We start from the raw sequence: 18,916 nt of genomic DNA on the forward strand, positions 1-18,916 counted from the left end.
CCTTTTTGACCAAGTAGTCAATCTGTTATAAAATATACATGACCACTTGGTCAGAGGTCAAGGAAGAAATGTTCATCAACATGATAGAAGGTGGTCACGATATGGATCAAAAAAAGGTACTTATAATAGAAAATGCGATTAAACTCTTTGCGAAGAAAGGGTTCAGCGCAACCTCCGTTCAAGAAATCGCGAAGGAGTGCGATATCTCCAAAGGAGCATTCTACCTTCACTTTAAATCGAAAGACGAATTGTTATTCGAAGTGCTCATGTACTATTGGAGAAGAATGCAGCGTAGAGTGAATGAAGTAGCTACAGAACCAATGACACCAAAGAAGAAATTCATTCACCAAATCAAGGTCTTCATTGAGGAAATCGCGAATCACCGCGAGTTCATCATCATGCAATTTCGAGAACAAGCAATTCCGTTCAATGATTCGATTGAAGAGCTTGTGAAAAGGATGCGGTTTAACTCTTACCTTTTCTACAAAAACCATCTGCTTGCGATCTATGGTGATGAATGCAAACCATACGTGTGGGAAGCGAGTCTCGCTGTCCAAAGCTTAATGAAAAACTACGTCGATCTCGTCATTTTAGACAATATTGAATTTGATTATTACGATGTCGCTTCTGCTGTTGCGAAGAAAACCGATTACTTAATGACCGGATTTTTAGAAAATAATGACCCACCAGTCATTACTGAGACGATTATCGAGCAGATTATGCCTGAAGGATTTAATTTGCATGACCTCGAAGAAATAAAGAATGTACTATCTCTTATTCTAGAAAAAGAAACGGATGAAAACCTCCTCGATACAGCGACGATCCTTTTGGATGAACTAGCGAGAACGAATCCACGCCAGGCGGTTATCAAAGGGATGGCATCCAACCTTGATAAGTATGATCGCTATCTGGATTTCGCATCACGTTTACGAAACTACTTTCTATAACGTTACTAGGGGGCTTAGTTATGATTACGATCCACAATCTTACGCGGCAGTTTTCTAACGGAAAAGGAATCTTCGATGTATCGTTCGATGTAAAAAAAGGCGAAGTATTTGGCTTCCTAGGTCCAAATGGCTCCGGGAAGTCGACGACGATCCGACATTTGATGGGATATATGAAGCCACAAAAAGGACGTGCGACGGTCTTCGATTATGATTCGTGGACTGAACAAGCGAAAGCGCGCGAACATGTTGGCTATTTGCCAGGAGAAATCGCCTTCCTAGATGGAATGAACGGAACAGAATTTCTCGATATGATCGCAGGCATGCAGGGGAAAAAGGTAAAAGAAAAACGCTCGGAACTGATTCATCTCCTCCAATTTGACCCGAAAACACCGATTCGGAAGATGTCAAAAGGTATGAAACAAAAGGTCGGAATCGTAGCGACGTTTATGCACGACCCAGATATCTACATCCTTGATGAGCCGACATCAGGACTCGACCCATTGATGCAAAGAGTGTTCATCGAGTTGGTACTTAAGGAAAAAGAAAAAGGGAAAACGTTCCTCATGTCCTCTCACAGTTTTTCAGAGATCGAAAGAACATGCGACAGGGCAGCCATCATCAAAGACGGTCGAATCGTAACCGTGAAAGATATCCATGAACTGCAGTCGATGCAGCGTAAAATATTCGATATCACCCTTCACAACCTTGAAGATGTAGAAGCTCTAAAATCTTCTAGTCTATCGATTGAGAAAGTGGATGGAAACATGGTGCGAATTGAGGTTCAAGGAAACTATGACGAATTCTTTAAGGAACTAGCAAACTATCACGTAAAGAACGTGAGCGCTACAAACCAGAGCTTAGAGCAGATCTTCATGGACTATTACAACGCCGAGGAGGTGCCTCGATGAGCCCTTCTTTGTATAAACAAATGATGAAATCAAACTTTAAAAGCATCATGAGCTTCGGCATGGCTTCTGCAGTCTATGTCATCTTGATGACATCTCTTTTCCCGATGATCTCTGACAATATCGATAAGATTCAGGAGCTGACAGAAATTTATCCTGACAGCTTGATGAAGGCGTTCGGTCTTGAATCGTTTGGGACGTACGGCGAATTCATCTCAGCAGAATACTATGGTCTCTTTTTCTTATTCATCCTTGGAATTTTCAGCGTCATGACTGCGATTCAACTGATTGCAAAACTTGTGGATCGAGGTTCAATGGCATACTTACTCTCAACAAAAGTATCTCGCGCACAGGTTGCGATCACTCAGATCTCAGTGCTCATCACTGGGCTCATTATCATTATCTTTCTTAATTTTGCCGGTGGCTACGCTGCAGGAGAATTACTAATCGACGACCAATACGCGATTGCCATGGGCGATTTCTTTCAAATCAACTTTGTAGGATTTCTCCTTTTCTTTGCAGTCGGAGGCTATTCCATCCTCTTCTCGTCTCTTTTTAACGATGAGAAAATGGCCTTTGCAGCGGCTGGTGGCGTAACGTTTCTCTTCTATGCCTTAGATATGGCAGGCAAAATCGTATCAGACTTAGAGTGGCTGCGAAATCTGTCGATCTTCTCACTCTATGAACCAGCTAAAATCGCAAAAGGTGACGTGAACGTCGTGCTCGTCTCTCTTATCCTCTTCGGTTTAGGATTACTTATGTACATCGCAACGGTGCTTGTGTTTAGACGAAGAAATCTTCCGTTGTAGGAAAGAACTTCAAAAAAAGCTTGGAAGCTTATTACCGCTCCAAGCTTTTTTCGATTATTTTACGTTCAATAAAGGAAAAACAAATGACAGGATGAGGAAGATCAACTTCCTCCCCTCTATCATTCAAAGGGACTTTTAGCACGTGTCATCCCAACTATCCTCAGGTCCCCATTACCTCCTGAAAGCTAATTCACCTTAAATCATTCAATGTACAAAATTTTGTTAGCACCTTTCCTTCATATTGAATCCCTTACAGTGTACCAAACAGGACCATGTCCACGCCCATAAACATTGTAAACAACTCTGGGTCCTTTCTCATCAATTCTTTTATATTCCGTCATCAGACTCTAAACTCTCCTTTATTCTCACTTAACAATCTTTCGATAGATTGAAAGTGACCCACACTAAAAGGAGTTGTTTTGATTGAAGAAAATCGTAACAGGCACGTTAATCGCAATGCTCGCTTTCGGTCTCATCCTAAAGCCAACTGGAAATGCATTTGCGAAAAAGGACGATAAGATTCTTAATGTGGCACACCGAGGTGCGTCTGGGTATGCACCTGAAAATACGATGGCAGCATTCGAAAAAGCTGTAGACATGAAGGCTGATTTGTTTGAACTCGATGTTCAGCTTAGTAAAGATGGTGAAGTCGTTGTGATCCACGATACATCTGTCGATCGAACGACGAACGGTACTGGTAAAGTGAAGGAACATACGCTTGAAGAGCTTCGTTCTTTAGATGCAGGCAGCTGGTTCGACGAATCGTTCACTGGCGAACGAATTCCTACGCTAGGGGAAGTGCTCGATCAGTATCGCGGTAAGATTGGTATTTTGATCGAAATCAAATCACCATCTCTATACCCGGGAATTGAACAAAAAGTCGCAGACGAGCTTAAAGAAAGAAACATGCATAAACCTACTAACAACAAGATCATCGTTCAGTCATTTGACCACGACTCTGTCCAAACGTTTCATAATATCCTTCCTTCTGTTCCAGTTGGTGTACTCGTCTACAATCCAACTCACCTTACCGATATAAGCTTAAAAGAATTCTCTCGTTATGCAGAGTACGTGAACCCGGGTAAATCGTTAGTTGATGAAGAAGTCGTTGATAGAATCCATGACTATGACATGGACATTCATCCTTGGACAGCACGCGATCGTGAGTCGGTAGAAGCCCTTAAAGAAGCAGGCGTTGACGGAATCATAACGGATTATCCTGACTACATGTAGTGCCTGTTACCACCCGGTATTTGTCGAATGATATCTTTCACCCTCTGTTTAGTTTCTTATGGAAATGGGAACCAATAAAGGAAAAGGAAGGAGTTGTTGAATATGAGTAAGAATACTTCTTTACTACTTGCGATTGGATTAGCTGCCGGCACGCTACTCGCGGGCTGTGGAAATAATTCAGCAGAGGAAGACACGCAAAATAATTCATCAGAAGAATCCACCATGAATGATGACGCTGTAACTGAAGATAGTTCTGGTGGCGGTGGCGCTGGTGATAGCAACACTGCAGGAGAAGGCAGCGAAATGGATCTTGAAACAGGTGTCGATCAAGTAATGACTGACCTTGACTCTCTTAGCAAGGTTCTAGATGAATCACCTGATGATGTTACGAAAATGAACGAACTCGGAAATCAGATTGACTCTCACTGGGAGCTTTTTGAGGAGAAGCTTGAAAAAGAATATCCTGATGAGTACAAGAATATCGAAGAAGATCTTTATCCATTGATCGATGAAGCAAAAAAGGACGAACCTGATGTTGAAAAAGTACGTGAGCTACTAGATGCAACAAAAACGAAGCTCACATCATTCAAAGATACTATGAAGATGGAATAGTCTACATAAAAAGCTGTACTCCGAAAATGGAGAACAGCTTTTTTAGATGCTTCCCCTTTTCTTTTTTGAACGGGGAACGCTTTTGGCACATGAAAAACAGTACAGCTCTTTTTCCTCACCTACAACGCCATCCAAAAATCCATCTCTACAAAAAAGTTCTTTCCCACACACTGTGCATGATCCTACGTTTTCAATCATCGAAACCACACCTTACTTCTCCAAAAGTTCAATGCCTCGACCATCTGGATCCTCGATCCAAATGAACAAACCGTATTCACTCTTCTCAAGCTCCTTAACTAGAGGAACACCGATCGCATCCAGATGTTTCATAGATTCCTCAATGTTTTCGACCTGGAAATTCAACATCACTTGCTGATCCATCGATAAATACTGATAGTAAAGAAGGAAAAGATTGTTTCATTTCCCTCTTGTGGGGTGATGACTGTTCCATTCCAGGACTCCACTTCAATTCCGAGTACTTCCTGGTATCATCTCGCAAGTGCAGCAACATCCGGTGATCGCCAAAACACTCCACCAAAGCCTTTGATCTTCATCTCATTACCTCTACGATAGATTGTATCTCTCCTACTAATGGCTTCGCTTCGTAAACGGATACTCCTTTTATAAGAACACAAAAAACAAGCTCCTCAGTCAGTAGGCTGAGGAGCTTGAAATGAATCTTAATAAAGTTTCCCGTGACGATAAAGTGTATTTGATAGTTTCATCACTGAGTGCATATAGCAATTCTGGCGAAGTGGAAACGGATCGTTAAAGAATTGTGGGAACACTTGATCCATCGTTTCTTTCATTTTCTTAAGAAGCATCGTGTTCACTTCTTCTTCGCTGTAGAACTGTGTTTCACGTCCCTGTAACCATTCCAAATACGAAACGATTACACCACCTGCGTTCGCAAGAATATCCGGAACGATCAGGACACCATTCTGGCTCAAGTAATCATCTGCTTTCATCGTGATCGGACCGTTCGCACCTTCAATAATCAAACGCGCTTTGACTTTTTCCATATTATCTTCGTGGATTTGGTCTTCAAGAGCTGCAAGAATCAATACATCCGTATCAAGATAAAGCACATCTTCACGGTCTCGAATGTCTGCTTCAATGCCGTTCTGACTTAACGCCTCATCTGATGTCGGCAAGTCACCATCATTCTCTGATGTGTATTTTACAAGAGCATTGATATCGAGCCCATCTGAATGATAAAGCGTCACATTCCGATCGCTCACCGCAACAACCTTCGTCTTAATGTAGTTACAGTTATAAGCTTCAAGCGCTGCAACAGAACCAACATTACCAAAGCCTTGAATTCCAAACGTTAAATCGCGTTTGTAATGCTCCATAGCTGTTTTCGCAAATAAGTTCTCGTTCTTCTCAAACCAATCTTTGTTGTCGTTAATGAAATCGTGCATCATATAACGGAATGTGTAATACACACCTTTACCAGTTGCTTCTCTTCGACCGAGAGAACCGCCGTTCAAATGACTTTTACCTGTAAAACTCCCACGGTACGGCTGCCCTGGATGAATACTTTTGAACTCACCCATCATCCAATCCATCTCTCGCTCACCAGTACCTACGTCTGGTGCTGGAATATCTTTGTCTGGTCCAAGGATATCACTGAAATAGTGAACATATTTCTTTGAAATCGTATGTAGTTCCTTTTCAGAGTACTCTCTTGGATTGATGACTACGCCGCCTTTTCCTCCACCGAACGGCACTTCGTGAAGCGCATTCTTAAGCGTCATCAATGTTGCAAGGTTAACGACCTCATCCTCATCGACCGATTCATGGAAGCGCACACCGCCTTTATAAGGACCAAGCGCATTGTTATGTTGTACCCGGAATGCAGGAATGCGTAAGATCTTCCCATTTTCCATCGGTACTCGTAGAAATGATTTCTGAATTTGGTTTGGTGTGGAAAGAATTGCTTCAAGAGAATCAAAAGCAAGCTCTCTCTCTTCTCCACTAAAATTCGGCATAAATGAGTCATCTTGTAATAGTGCATCCAACGATTCTTGTACAACTGCTCCATATTTACTAGCCAATTTTCATCACCCCTCCAATTTACCTATTCAATTAGTAGTTACCCTACTGTATAACGTTCAAACGGGGGATCGTGCCTGTCACTCCCCGAAGTTTGTCATATTTTGGCGAAAGAAGAAGCCTCCACTCTGGCATACCACCTGTGGAGGCTATTCTTTAGTTTCACCATTTATGATAAATAGTAATCACCCGATCAACCTAACCCCAAACTTCTCCTCCAGCCACTTCGGCACAACAAATCTTACCGTCATCAGTGGATCAACAACCTGACAAATTTCCACTTGCCCGACCGCGCTCATGAGCATCGTAACCTCACTCACCGACATTCCTGTTTTCTCTACAATGCGATCGATCATAAGCTCCGTCGCAATCTTCACCGCTTCCTCAAGCGTTTGTGATGAAGCAATCTGTGTGACCACTTCGTTATTTTCAAGCATTGGTTGTACGACACGTTCTTCTTTCAATACCTCAAGTGTTACCGTAGCTTTTCCTGGTACTTCGATTCCAGAAACGCTCACTTCACCGTCACCCATGGCCGCATGAAAATCACCTAGACCAAACAGTGCTCCCTCAACCGCTACCGGAAAATAAAGCGTCGCGCCCTCCGTGATCATCTTATTATCCATGTTGCCTCCATGAGCACCAGGGGTTCCGCACGATACGCCTTCTCCTTCTGGCGCCACACCGATTACGCCGATCATAGGATTTAATGGGATTTCAATGTGATTGAAAATCGCCTTACCATCCTGAATAGGAATCACCTTCGACTCCATCTCTTTCAGTCGATGCCCCATAACACCAAGTTCAGGACCTACTACCATTACACCTTGATTACCGATTTCAAGCTTCTCGATCTTCACTTTCAAAACATCGCCAGGCATCGCACCCTCTACATAGATTGGACCTGTCGCAGGATTCACCCGGTTCCAGTCGATACCGGTAATCTCAGTGTCTTCCGATTGTATTTGATTTTCAAAACAATCGTATGTACTGATCTCAATCGTTTCACCTGTTTTTACACTTTTCACCTGGGCATGAGTTTTATTGAAATCGTAGATAACAGATTCTGTGGATAGAGTATGCGTCATATTTCTACCTCCTTGAAATGTAAAAACTACTTCTGAATAAGTAGACTACCAATTTTTAACTACTTCAATTATATAATCATACGAATTTAGAATCTAATAACTTAACTCACAAATTAGTAAACTCCACACGGTCCTTCTCTCCTAAACCATTTGGCGTATACTCCACTAGTTACTTCTACATATTTATTATCCGTTAAACCACTAGTACCATTAGTGTAAGAGTTTACAAACAAATAGGAGGTAATCACATGATTACTAGAAGCGTTAGAACCGGATTGTTCTTTTTTATAATGATGACGATGATTCTCTTCCCGCTTAGTGGTCAGGCTACATCTAAAAAGAATACGACGACCTCATCAACTAGCAAAGCAACCTTGAGCGCAGAAGCATATGATCGACCAGCACAGTATGACAGCTACATCACAGAGAAAGATATATTTATAGAAATGCGAGATGGTGTTGTGTTGACCGCTGACGTTCATCGTCCGGAAGGCGCAGGACCTTTTCCAGTTATCATGACGCAAACGCCTTACAATAAAAATCAAAGCAATAAAGAAAACAAGAATGAATATCTCATCAAACGTGGTTATGTTCATGTGGTTGTGGATGTTCGTGGAACTGGATCTTCTGAAGGCGCGTGGGATTCCTTTGGACAGCTTGAGCAAGGTGATGGTAAGGAACTTGTAGAATGGGCAGCGAACCAACCATGGAGCAACGGAAAAGTCGGTTTGTACGGTTCTTCCTACCGTGCAATCAATCAACTTTTCACAGCTGCTCAACAGCCTGAAGGGTTAGAAGCGATTTTTCCTGTTGTGCCGATGGCTGATGTGTATCGTGATATTGCTATGTCAGGTGGAATGGTGAATACAGGATTTATCCCGCTCTGGTTAGGACTCGTCACTAGTAGCGGTGTACTTCCTCCGACATATACGATGTCTGAACCGATTAAAGCGAGCAGTGTGATGATCAATCATGCGGCGCAAACAACTGGCTACCCTGCGAATACACTGAGTGAAGCGATAACGGGTGGAGATTTTGCTTATGATGGTCCGGCCGCACAGCTGCGCTCTCCAATCTATGTGGCAGATCAAATTCAGGTACCAACCTTTTTCACAGGTGGTTTACATGATTTGTTTCAAAGAGGTACACCGTTACTTTACGAAAAGCTGAGAGACAATGGTGTAACGACGAAACTTCTGATGGGGAATTGGACGCACGGGAATTATGGTAGCGGGTTACCAGCGGATAACATCCCAAAGCTCGACCAAATCGCTTTAAGATGGTTCGACAAGTACTTGATGGGGATCGGTGAAACAAACGTTGAAGGAATTCCTGACGTGACGCAACACGTCCTTGGTGAAAATCGTTTCAGAGTTCAGCCGGGTTGGCCACACGCAGAGGCACAGGCTGCAAGGTATTACCTTCATGAAGGAGCATCACTATCAAAAGAAACGCCTTCACCTGATGAGTCTCCTACTATGATGGCTCAGCAGCCGGTAAACGGTATTTGTTCCGGAAGTACGAACCAGTGGACAGCTGGCATTCCTAGTTTTCTACCATGTACAAAGGATAACCGCTTAACTGAAACGACAGAACTCACTTACACAACTGATCCAATAGAGAACGACCTTCAACTATCAGGTCCAATCTCAGCAGAAATTTTCGCAAGTACAACTGCGAGAGAATTAGTTCTTTCTGTTCGCTTAACAGATGTTGCTCCTGACGGAAGTTCTAAGGAAATCACTGCAGGCTGGCTAGCTGCATCACACCGAGCAGTTAATGAGAGTAAGAGCCGCTTCTTAGATGGTGAAAACATTCAACCATGGCATCCGTTCACAAGGGCTGCCCTACAGGAAGTAACGCCGAACGAAGTAATGCCTTTACAAATTGAAATCTTCCCTACTAATGTCGTTATAAAAGAAGGTCACAAGTTACGTGTTTCGATTGGACCAAGTGACTTTCCACACGCAATGTCACCTGCTCCACAACAACTAGACCAGACTGGTGGCATTGCTACGATTTTAAATAATGAAGAATATCCATCTTCTATCGTAGTACCAATTGTAAAATAAATATTTTCTCCAGGGGGGGTCAGGCACGTGCCTGACCCCCCTCTTTTGCACTATACTAGTTTTATAGGCACCACGACTGGTGTCAACCTAGTAAGGGGAGATGTTGGTTGATAAAAAAAATCATATTACACATTAAGGAAAGTATTTGGTTTATCCCTGGAACATATTCTGTTCTATCATTTCTACTAGCTGTAGTAGTCATCTTAATCGATACGGTTTATTACGAAGAAGTTCAACAGTACATTCCCTCTTTCTTAACAACCACTGTTGATCTTGCTCAAACCACTCTTGCTTCTCTTTCCGCAGCGTTATTGACCATGACCACCATAACCTTTTCTACAATCATGGTTGTTCTAACCACCTATTCTTCACAATTTTCACCAAGAACCCTTAAGAACTTCACGACGAATCAAACAACGATGCGAGTTCTAGGAATCTTTATGGGTGGCTTCGTTTATTCAATCCTAACATTATTATTCATGCGAAAAGAATTAATCGATCATGAAGTGATAGCTGCAACAATAGGTGTTATCACCGCTTTTGTGTGTCTCGCATTTTTCGCCTTCTTTTTGCATAGAGTTGCTAGTTCCATCCAGGTTAGTAATTTAATAAAAGAATTAACGGATGACTCCCTAACAATGATACGAGAAGCAACTACTGCGCTTGATAATGGTGGTAATAAAATCTCTAATTCTAAGCCTCACTTCCCCTCTAGCTATGTGAATGTGACTGAAGTGAATGCTACAAACTATGGTTATGTTAAACTGATCGATTATGAAGGTTTACTATCGTTAGCGATTAACAATGACTATGTGATAGAAGTAAATGAATATATCGGTAGCTTTGTTACTCCGGAAAGCAATATCCTGTCTATTTATCATTGTGGAGACGAAGCAAACGTTGCGGTCAACCAGTTCATCACTGTTGGAGATGAGCGCTCAAGCGTCCAGGATATAGATTTTGGGATTCAAAAGATGGTCGAAATCGCATTGAGAGCAATTTCCCCAGGAATTAATGACCCTAACACGGCTATTGCCTGTATCGACTATCTAAGATTACCGTTAGTAGAAGCATTTCAACTTGGTGGGAACTACATCACCTACTATGAAGAAGGAAATGCTAGAATAGTTGGCTCCCAGAAAAATGTAGATGAGCTTTTATATTCAACGTTTTACCAAATAAGCTTCTATGGTAAAGAGGACGTCTCCATCCTCCTAGCAATTTTCGATACTCTGATCTATATTTCTCAAAATAGTAACGATGTTGTAAAAAAGAAAGTGTTAGAGATTAGCGAGTATGTTATGAACCGTTTTGATCAGGATGCATTAGACGTACTGGACCGTAAGCATGTAGATGCAAAACGTGTGAAGTTAGTAGGAATTTAATTATAGTTGGGGCCAGGCACGTGCCTGGCCCCATCTAGCAAAAATTCACCACACCAAAAGACCCAATCACAATACTCCTCCATTTTCCTTCTCTCCCTTTTGTACCAATTTACTAGAAACCGCTTGCAAACTACCCCTTTTGTTCTCTACTATTCAAGAAGAATATTTCTTTACTGTTAAACCTCTAGATAACCTCATTATTAACCAAGTAGACTTATGATCTTTTGTTTTTTCGTTAAGGTTTATTAATTTTTGCCTGTAACATTTGGACCATAAACCTTAACAATCCCCTAACAATCTATTAATAGGTCCTTAACGCTTGTCTAGTAGAGTACACATTGTGAGAGAAAACGAAACACGGGAGGAACTCATTATGAAATTTAGAAACTTTAAGAAAAAAGTAATCCCATTCGCTGTTGTTTCAACACTCGCATTCAGCAGTTTTGCTGGGAGCGCTCCTGAAACGGAAGCGAAATCTGATAAAGGTATTAAAGGAAATGGCGAAATCAAGAACGTTATCTTTTTAATCGGTGACGGCATGGGTCCTGTTTATAACACGGCTTACCGTTCTTATATGGATGATAAGACAACTCCTTATATGGAAGAAGTAGCATTTGATAAGCAGCTACTTGGACAGCAGCAAACGTATTCTTGGGATCATGAAGAAAGCGTAACGGACTCCGCTGCAGCAGGTACTTCTATGGCTGCTGGAATTAAGACATATAACGGCGCAATTTCTGTTGATATGGAAAAACAAGAAGTTGAAACTGTACTTGAGCGTGCGAAGAAAGAAGAGAAAGCTACTGGACTCGTATCTACATCTCAAGTTAACCACGCAACTCCAGCATCATTTGGTGCACACGATGAATCCCGCCACAACTACAATGCGATCGCTGATGACTATTTCGATGAAAAGATCGATGGCGAGCACAAAGTAGATGTTATTCTTGGCGGAGGTACAAAGTACTTCGAACGCGAGGATCGTGACCTTGCTGGTGACTTTGAAGAGGCTGGTTACAGCTATGTAACGAATAAAGAAGATCTTATGAGCGACGACAACGAACAGATTCTTGGTCTTTTCGGTGAAAAAGGAATGGACAAGATGATTGACCGTGACGAAGAAACTCCTTCTCTAGCAGATATGACAACTACTGCACTAGACCGCCTTAGCAAAGACAAAGACGGCTTCTTCCTAATGGTAGAAGGAAGTCAGATTGACTGGGCTGGTCACGATAACGATGTTGTTGCAGCAATGAGCGAAATGCAAGATTTTGAACAAGCGTATAAAGAGGCAATCGAATTCGCAAAGAAAGACAAGCACACGCTAGTCGTTACGACTGCTGACCACTCAACTGGTGGTTTCGCTATGGGGCGCGACGGTGAATACAAGTGGGACCCTGCTCCACTAAAAGCAGCGAAGCGTACGCCAGACTTTATGGCCGAACAAATCGCTGAAGGTGCTGACGTTGAAGAAACGCTTAACAAGTATATCGAGCTTGATCTTACTGAAGAAGAAATTAACACGGTAAAAGAAGCTACAAAAGCTGAAAAAGACAAAACAACTGAAATCGACAATGCGATCGAGAAAATCTTCGACCTACGCTCTGGTACTGGCTGGACAACTGGTGGTCATACTGGTGAAGACGTAAATGTGTATGCTTACGGTCCTGGATCAGAAAACTTCATTGGCCTTCATGACAACACTGAAACTGGTCAAATGGTAAATGATCTTCTACTGAAGCAGAAAAACGAAGATGACGAGGATGATGATGACGATAACGAGCGTGACGATGACTAATTAAGGTTATCCTAAGAAAAAAGTTCCCGCTGCTTAGATGGCAGCGGGAATTTTATAAGCAGGAGGTCTTTCCCTTATGAAATATGTAATTGGATTCTTTCTAGCAGCTTCCCTATCGCTTGCTGGGTGTGCCAATAACGCTGAGCAAGAATCAAACAATGATACGAACTCTTCTCAACCTGAAACAAAGCAAGAGGACAATAAACAGAACGATACCCAAACGAACGATGAACAAGCAACTCAGGCTCAAGACAACCCTCAAGCACCCGATGATAGTTCACTAACAAAGGTTGGAGATTTCCATGAAGATGAGGATGGTTCGGCTATGTTAAAAGCTCTCTCCAACTTTAACGAGACAACCCAAATCGGTGACGTTGAACTTACTATTTCGGACGTTAAAGTGTTGAACTACTCCCCATCCATGGACTTGATCGATTTCTTCCATCCGTATTCAGATGATGAAAAGAACTTCAACTATGTAAAACTTCATGTAACGGTTAAGAACAAATCCGATGAGCCCGTGGATTTCGCTCCTGTATCCGTACTCGAAACGAATTCTGGGGAGAAGAAAGGCTTTGTAGAAGATTTCTACCTTGAAGAACTTTATGGCGTGTACGAAGGTAATGAAGAACGAAGTGGCCAAATGGGGTTCGTGCTTAATGAAACAGAAGTTGATAAACTGTCCTCGATCACAGTAAAAACAAGCGATGTATTTGATGAGGATAAGAAGTCCAAGGCGAAAGCGAAGACAATTGAAATACCGATCGAAGACTCCTGATAGCAGGGGTCTTTTTTTAGCTCACTGGTAATTCCTCTGCCTGCGAAAACACGTTTCGCAGATATATTCCTTTTTTCGCGGATATCTACTGTATTATCGCGGATATAATAAAATTTCCGCGGAAATAAATAAGAATTCGCAGATAAACTCCACTATTTCGCGGATATACAGCATCCGCACCCATGCTATTCCCCATAATCCACCGATAATAGTGATTAAACCGCGCGGTAACCCTTCGTCACATACCATATCATGTAGCTGAAGAATGAAACTCCTAGTGTTCCGAACAAGATTACGGATTGTAGCTTGTACCCTTTATTTGCGACCATCCAATCTGTTGCCATATGAAAAACCGCTGCCAAATCTAGCATCTCTATCTCCTCCTGAGTTAGGTGATACTAGATTATAAGCAAGCGGTTTAGCAATTATTCCTATTAATATAAAGTTTTCAATCTTTCAGTCAGTTCCATGAATGCCTCGCGGTTTCGCTCGTCTAGTGCTTTATCGATTTCTTTCATTAATAGCTCTTCTCTATGTTTAATTGCGTTATTGTGGACGTGGTCTAGTAGCTCTGCGATTACTTCCTGACTTTGTTCCGACACTTGGTTTGAATAGATTTTTCGATGATCCATTGTTTCATCCTCCATTCTATTATTAGAAACGCAGCTACAATTGTTATCGCTGTTACTATAAATCTAACCGATTTTACAATACTTTAAACTTCACAGATGCAGATTCTTTTAATTTTTCTGACATTAAGTAGTTTTTACTAGAGTATCTGATTGGCTACACCCGCACTTCTTTTCCAACAGCTTGAAACGCTTGTTCCAAATCTGCAATCAAATCCTCTACATCCTCTATACCCGCTGAGTAACGTATTAACCCTTCTGGTATGCCCATCGCCGCCCGTTCTTCTGGCGTGCATTCCACATGACTGGTTGTTCTCGCTGGTCCTACCGTGGTTTCGACAGCTCCGAGATTTGCTGCTCGATTGGCGAATTTCAATTTTGGAAGGAGATGTCGAACCGTGTCTACACCGCCTTTTACTGAGAAGCTAAACATGCCACCAAAATTCTTCATCTGCTGCTTAGCCATTTCATGTCCGGGGTGATGTTGAAGACCTGGATAAAACACTTCGTCTACAAGTGCCTCATGTTGCAGAAAAGTCGCAACCTTCATCGCGTTTTCACACTGCTTCTCTACACGTAATTTAAGTGTTTTCATCCCTCTTAAAAGCAAATATGCACTCATCGGATCCATCGTTGCACCGTTTATTTCTCTATAGTGATAGATTTTATCGATGAGTTCCTTCTTCCCACAAACAACACCACCAAGGGCATCCGCATGGCCTCCTAAAAACTTTGTCGCACTGTGGAGAACGAGATCGACACCGAACTCCAATGGATTTTGATTAATCGGAGTGGCGAACGTGTTATCAACAACAACGAGCGCTCCTACCTGATGAGCTGCTTTTACCATGCGTTTAATATCCGTTATTTTCACTGTTGGATTCGTCGGTGTCTCGAGGTAGAGAATGCGACATCCCTTTTCGACCTCATCCTCTATGATATCGTGATTTCCCGTCTCACAAAGCATGACGTCGATATTTAACCTCGGAAGGAATTCCGTGAAAATCTTATTCGTTCCTCCGTACGTGTCTTTGATGGATACGATCCGATCACCTGGAAAAAGGAACGTAGCAAGTGTATTGCTGATCGCCGCCATGCCTGTTGAAAAGCTCGTAGCCGCTTCTGCTCCTTCAAGGGCCTTCACCTTATCTTCAAACGCTTGAACAGTAGGATTCGTGTTTCTCCCATAGATGTGACCCTTCTTATTTCCGACCGCAACTTCATACCACTCATCCATATCATCGTATCCATACGCTACGCTGTGAACGACCGGGACTTGTGTTGCTCCGTGTGAAAGATACTCCTTTTCCCCTGCCCATACTGACGCTGTTCCCATTCCTGGTTTACTCAAGGTCAATCTCCTCCTCTTATCAGACTGCATCGTTCCCCATCATCGGAACACGTTTTGCATCGATTAGCTTTCTAGTAAAATCCGCCAAGACTTCGCTACCGCTCTCCGTGACCTTAATCGACTCACTGATCTCAATCCCAAAATCGTTATACCAGATGCCAGGAATCAAATGAAATGCCATATTCGGTTGTAAAACCGTCTCATCACCTTGTCGAATACTCGCCGTATGCTCGCCCCAATCTGGTGGATAGTTCAGCCCGATCGAATAACCGAGTCGTGAATCTTTTATGATGCCATGTCGAGCAATCGACTTCCGCCAAACTTCTTCGACTTCTTCACACGTTACGCCAGGCTTTACAAAGGCAAGCGTCTCGTTCAAGCCTTCTACCACCACTTTTCCAACGTCTCGAACTTTCTCACTTTGCGTACCGACCGATACCGTACGCGCCATCGGACAATGGTAGCGTTTGTAACAACCTGCAATTTCGATGATGACGAGGTCATTGTGTCTATAGCGTTTGTCTGACCACGTTAAATGCGGTGTACACGTATGCTCACCTGAAGGTAACATCGGTACGATCGCAGGATAGTCTCCACCAAATTCAGGTGTACCACCTATTAGACTGCTATAAATATTAGCCACGACGTCACATTCCCGAACACCTTCAGAAATCGTATCGCAAGCTTTTCTCATGCCGAGTTCAACGAGTCGCGCCGCCTTTTCCATATAGGTGATCTCTTGATTTGACTTGATCATCCGAACGCGGTTAACAAGGAGCGTGGCATCTTTCCACTTCGCGTTAGGAAGTGATGTCGTAAGCGTCTCAAATGCGAGTGCCGTGAAATAGTACGCCCCCATCTCAACGCCGATGTGGCGATTAGCCTGATCGAGTTCTTCAAGCGTCTTCGCAACAACATGCATTGGATGTTTGACGTTCGAGTGCACATAGTCATCCGTGTACGTAACAAGATTCTCGTGACGGAGCCATGTTGTCGCCTTCGCGCCATTGCCGTCCATTTTTCTCCCAATCCAGAGAGGCTGATCTTCATCGATAATGACAACGACCATTTGATCTACATAAAATGACCAGCCGTCATATCCAGTTAAATAATTCATGTTCGCAGGGTCAGTAATGAGCAGAACCTCTAGGCCTTCATCAAGCATCTTTCGCTTTGTCTGCTGAATGCGTTCCTGGTACTCTCGCAACTCGAATGGCATCATCGGGACGTCGCCACCTTCCGAAAGACTATTATTTAAATTTTCAGTTAACTCATACTACCATCCTAAGACGCTGCCAGACAACTCCCAATTTATATAAATTTTAGCGATTCTGAGAATAAGCTGAAATTAGGGAGATTCAATAGAAAAAGCAGACCCATTGGTGATGGATCTGCGTATAAAAAGCTTTTATTTTTTGGTTCCTGTCCTTCATTTCACTTCTGTTCTCACTCTTGTATCTAGCTTATAAAACCTCTTATCTACAGCAAGGACAGGGAAATTTTTCGGAAGGTCTATGGAGTCAATACGAACAAAATCGTTTTTCTCATAGAAACGATGCGCTGCTAAGAATTGTGGCGTCGTGCCAAGGTAAATCGCTTGAACCTCTTTCTCCTTTGCCCATCCGACTGCTTCATCAAGTAATTTACTCGCTATATGGAAAGGTGCTCCTCGATAATCCTTCTCTACAAACATCTTACGGAGTGCAAGCAGATCATTTCCGATGTCGAGAAGACTAATCGTCCCGACTACCCTACCACCGTAAATAGCCAACCAAAAGTTCCCTTTACCTGTTTGATAGAATTCCTCGACCGAAAACAAATCAGGCTGCTCTTCTACCGTTATAGGAATATGAAATTCCTTTTGTTGAATCGTAGAGATTAACTTTACAACTTGCTCTTGATGCTCGTTAGAATATGGTTGTACGTTTACACTTTTCACACTAAATAATCTCCCACACGTTCGATTTCAAACAAACCGCTCTCTTCTAAAAACTGTGAAACTAAGTGAACATGAGCAGAACCTATGATAAGTAATGTTCGATCACTTGGCTCATGTGTAATGCTCGCCAAATTACTGAAGATGATCAAATTCCTCTGATACCACCAACGCACCCAATCAATGCCTACATACTGTTCGTCTTTTCCAATACGAGCAACGTTCATATACATTTCATGATTTTTCGACACTTCTTCTGTTGAGTTTAGCTCTTGTAAAAGCTCCATAATCGTTTTGTTTTGCAAGCTTTTATGTGATTGTGAACAGTACGTCTTGTTTATGTACTCATAAAGCTCTGGCTGTTCTTCCATCGCCCATTCGTATACCTCGCTAATCCCTCTATTTCCTACTGATTCCATCCAATCGACCGCATACACGTTACTGTGGTCTAATCTTTCCGCAAGTCGAAAGCCGATCTGATGGACTTCATCAATCTTGAGCTCCACGTTCCCATTCAAATAGTTATGATACTCGTGATTTAGATGATCATTCTCTTCTTTTACAACCTCGAACGCTAGTTTTGTCGGCTGAAATCGTACTAATCTGTCCACAACTTGACGGACTTCTTCTTGTCTCTCTTCCGTTACTAAATCAGCAACATTCAATCTGCATAAATCTGGCGTATACTTCATATGAAACGTTCCAAGTACCATTACCTTTGGCTTCCGCAACACAAAAGCTCCTTCCTAAGGCTAAAGAATCGGCATCACTAATCTCCTCATGATGATTTCAACAACGTCATGTACATAGCGGTTTTCAGTTGAAATGTACTCACCAAAGCCCCCTGATGAAAAAGCTTCTAAACACTTATCAGTTTGTTGAAAACACCAATTGCCGTAAACTTCTCCTCTATATAATAGTCTTTCTGTAATCGTTGCTTTACTTGCAGTTAAGCAAAAATGATACGTTTCGGAATCAATCCGTTTAAATCCATCAAAGATCGCGTGAAAATACTCAGGCTTTCGAATCGTCATCGGAACAATAAGGTTTTTCTGATACGTTTCCATTGTGCGTTTTGCTATGGAGACGGTGAGCTCTCTCCATAACGCCAGGTCCTGAAAATCCCCTGTAGGGGCTTCTTCCTCCTTTACATAAGACGGCAGCAAGTTTACAAGCATTCCGCCTATCTCCTCAGGATCAAAAACCACACTGTTATCAACTCTCGTAACAAGCTCATTTGAAACGGTCGTCTTTCCAACACCAAATGCGCCATTGATCATGATGATCATAATTAGCTCAAAGCCTTTCCTGAAAC

Annotated in this window: 18 protein-coding genes and 1 pseudogene; 9 read left to right on the top strand and 10 right to left on the bottom strand. The window is 42.4% G+C overall.

Features of this window, described 5'->3' with window-relative positions:
- The first annotated feature begins 101 nt into the window (after positions 1-101).
- From LCM09_RS14155 to LCM09_RS14175, 5 genes are all read left to right on the top strand, one after another.
- Positions 102-947, top strand: coding sequence for a TetR/AcrR family transcriptional regulator (locus LCM09_RS14155; protein WP_224883145.1), 846 nt, complete (start codon positions 102-104; stop codon positions 945-947).
- Positions 948-967: 20 nt separating this feature from the next.
- Positions 968-1,855, top strand: coding sequence for an ABC transporter ATP-binding protein (locus LCM09_RS14160; RefSeq protein WP_224883147.1), 888 nt, complete (start codon positions 968-970; stop codon positions 1,853-1,855).
- Positions 1,852-2,661: an ABC-2 transporter permease gene (locus LCM09_RS14165; protein WP_224883149.1), complete on the top strand. Its 810-nt coding sequence runs from the start codon at positions 1,852-1,854 to the stop codon at positions 2,659-2,661. The genes LCM09_RS14160 and LCM09_RS14165 overlap by 4 nt, the downstream gene beginning before the upstream one ends.
- A 423-nt stretch (positions 2,662-3,084) precedes the next feature.
- On the top strand, positions 3,085-3,894 hold the full coding sequence (locus LCM09_RS14170; RefSeq protein ID WP_224883151.1) for a glycerophosphodiester phosphodiesterase: 810 nt from the start codon (positions 3,085-3,087) through the stop codon (positions 3,892-3,894).
- Positions 3,895-3,996: 102 nt separating this feature from the next.
- Positions 3,997-4,506, top strand: coding sequence for a hypothetical protein (locus LCM09_RS14175; RefSeq protein ID WP_224883153.1), 510 nt, complete (start codon positions 3,997-3,999; stop codon positions 4,504-4,506).
- Positions 4,507-4,716: 210 nt separating this feature from the next.
- Here the strand turns inward: LCM09_RS14175 and LCM09_RS14180 are convergent.
- The 3 genes and pseudogenes from LCM09_RS14180 to LCM09_RS14190 all read right to left on the bottom strand — a co-directional run bounded on the left by LCM09_RS14180 (position 4,717) and on the right by LCM09_RS14190 (position 7,652).
- Positions 4,717-5,060: pseudogene (locus LCM09_RS14180) on the bottom strand (VOC family protein).
- A gap of 126 nt (positions 5,061-5,186) precedes the next feature.
- A complete protein-coding gene (locus LCM09_RS14185) occupies positions 5,187-6,566 on the bottom strand; it encodes a Glu/Leu/Phe/Val family dehydrogenase (RefSeq protein ID WP_224883155.1) in 1,380 nt (459 codons plus the stop codon).
- Between the two features lie 183 nt (positions 6,567-6,749).
- The gene (locus LCM09_RS14190; protein ID WP_224883157.1) at positions 6,750-7,652 is read right to left on the bottom strand and encodes an acetamidase/formamidase family protein; all 903 of its coding nucleotides are present in this window, start codon (positions 7,650-7,652) and stop codon (positions 6,750-6,752) included.
- A 248-nt stretch (positions 7,653-7,900) separates the two neighbouring features.
- Here LCM09_RS14190 and LCM09_RS14195 point away from each other — a divergent pair, with 248 nt between their 5' ends.
- The 4 genes from LCM09_RS14195 (at position 7,901) to LCM09_RS14210 (ending at position 13,685) form a co-directional block, all read left to right on the top strand.
- Positions 7,901-9,724, top strand: coding sequence for a CocE/NonD family hydrolase (locus LCM09_RS14195; RefSeq protein ID WP_224883159.1), 1,824 nt, complete (start codon positions 7,901-7,903; stop codon positions 9,722-9,724).
- A gap of 107 nt (positions 9,725-9,831) precedes the next feature.
- The gene (locus LCM09_RS14200) at positions 9,832-11,109 is read left to right on the top strand and encodes a DUF2254 domain-containing protein (protein ID WP_224883161.1); all 1,278 of its coding nucleotides are present in this window, start codon (positions 9,832-9,834) and stop codon (positions 11,107-11,109) included.
- 373 nt (positions 11,110-11,482) lie between these two features.
- On the top strand, positions 11,483-12,907 hold the full coding sequence (locus LCM09_RS14205; RefSeq protein ID WP_224883163.1) for an alkaline phosphatase: 1,425 nt from the start codon (positions 11,483-11,485) through the stop codon (positions 12,905-12,907).
- A gap of 76 nt (positions 12,908-12,983) precedes the next feature.
- On the top strand, positions 12,984-13,685 hold the full coding sequence (locus LCM09_RS14210) for a DUF4352 domain-containing protein (RefSeq protein WP_224883164.1): 702 nt from the start codon (positions 12,984-12,986) through the stop codon (positions 13,683-13,685).
- Positions 13,686-13,900: 215 nt separating this feature from the next.
- Here the strand turns inward: LCM09_RS14210 and LCM09_RS14215 are convergent, their stop codons facing one another.
- From LCM09_RS14215 to LCM09_RS14245, 7 genes are all read right to left on the bottom strand, one after another.
- Complete coding sequence (locus LCM09_RS14215) at positions 13,901-14,056, bottom strand: hypothetical protein (RefSeq protein ID WP_224883166.1); 156 nt, start codon at positions 14,054-14,056, stop codon at positions 13,901-13,903.
- A 63-nt stretch (positions 14,057-14,119) separates the two neighbouring features.
- Positions 14,120-14,317 (bottom strand): IDEAL domain-containing protein, encoded by a 198-nt coding sequence (locus tag LCM09_RS14220; RefSeq protein ID WP_224883168.1) that lies wholly within the window; start codon positions 14,315-14,317, stop codon positions 14,120-14,122.
- A gap of 154 nt (positions 14,318-14,471) precedes the next feature.
- Positions 14,472-15,665, bottom strand: a complete 1,194-nt coding sequence (locus LCM09_RS14225) for a cystathionine gamma-synthase family protein (protein WP_263623014.1) — start codon at positions 15,663-15,665, stop codon at positions 14,472-14,474.
- 19 nt (positions 15,666-15,684) lie between these two features.
- Positions 15,685-16,884, bottom strand: a complete 1,200-nt coding sequence (locus LCM09_RS14230) for a M24 family metallopeptidase (protein WP_404800847.1) — start codon at positions 16,882-16,884, stop codon at positions 15,685-15,687.
- 210 nt (positions 16,885-17,094) lie between these two features.
- Complete coding sequence (locus tag LCM09_RS14235; RefSeq protein ID WP_224883179.1) at positions 17,095-17,604, bottom strand: GNAT family N-acetyltransferase; 510 nt, start codon at positions 17,602-17,604, stop codon at positions 17,095-17,097.
- On the bottom strand, positions 17,601-18,332 hold the full coding sequence (locus tag LCM09_RS14240) for a DUF5694 domain-containing protein (protein WP_263623015.1): 732 nt from the start codon (positions 18,330-18,332) through the stop codon (positions 17,601-17,603). The genes LCM09_RS14235 and LCM09_RS14240 overlap by 4 nt, the downstream gene beginning before the upstream one ends.
- Before the next feature lie 21 nt (positions 18,333-18,353).
- On the bottom strand, positions 18,354-18,890 hold the full coding sequence (locus LCM09_RS14245; RefSeq protein ID WP_224883183.1) for an AAA family ATPase: 537 nt from the start codon (positions 18,888-18,890) through the stop codon (positions 18,354-18,356).
- Between the last annotated feature and the right edge of the window lie 26 nt (positions 18,891-18,916).

Source organism: Guptibacillus algicola, from assembly GCF_020171805.1.
Lineage (GTDB): Bacteria > Bacillota > Bacilli > Bacillales > Guptibacillaceae > Guptibacillus > Guptibacillus algicola.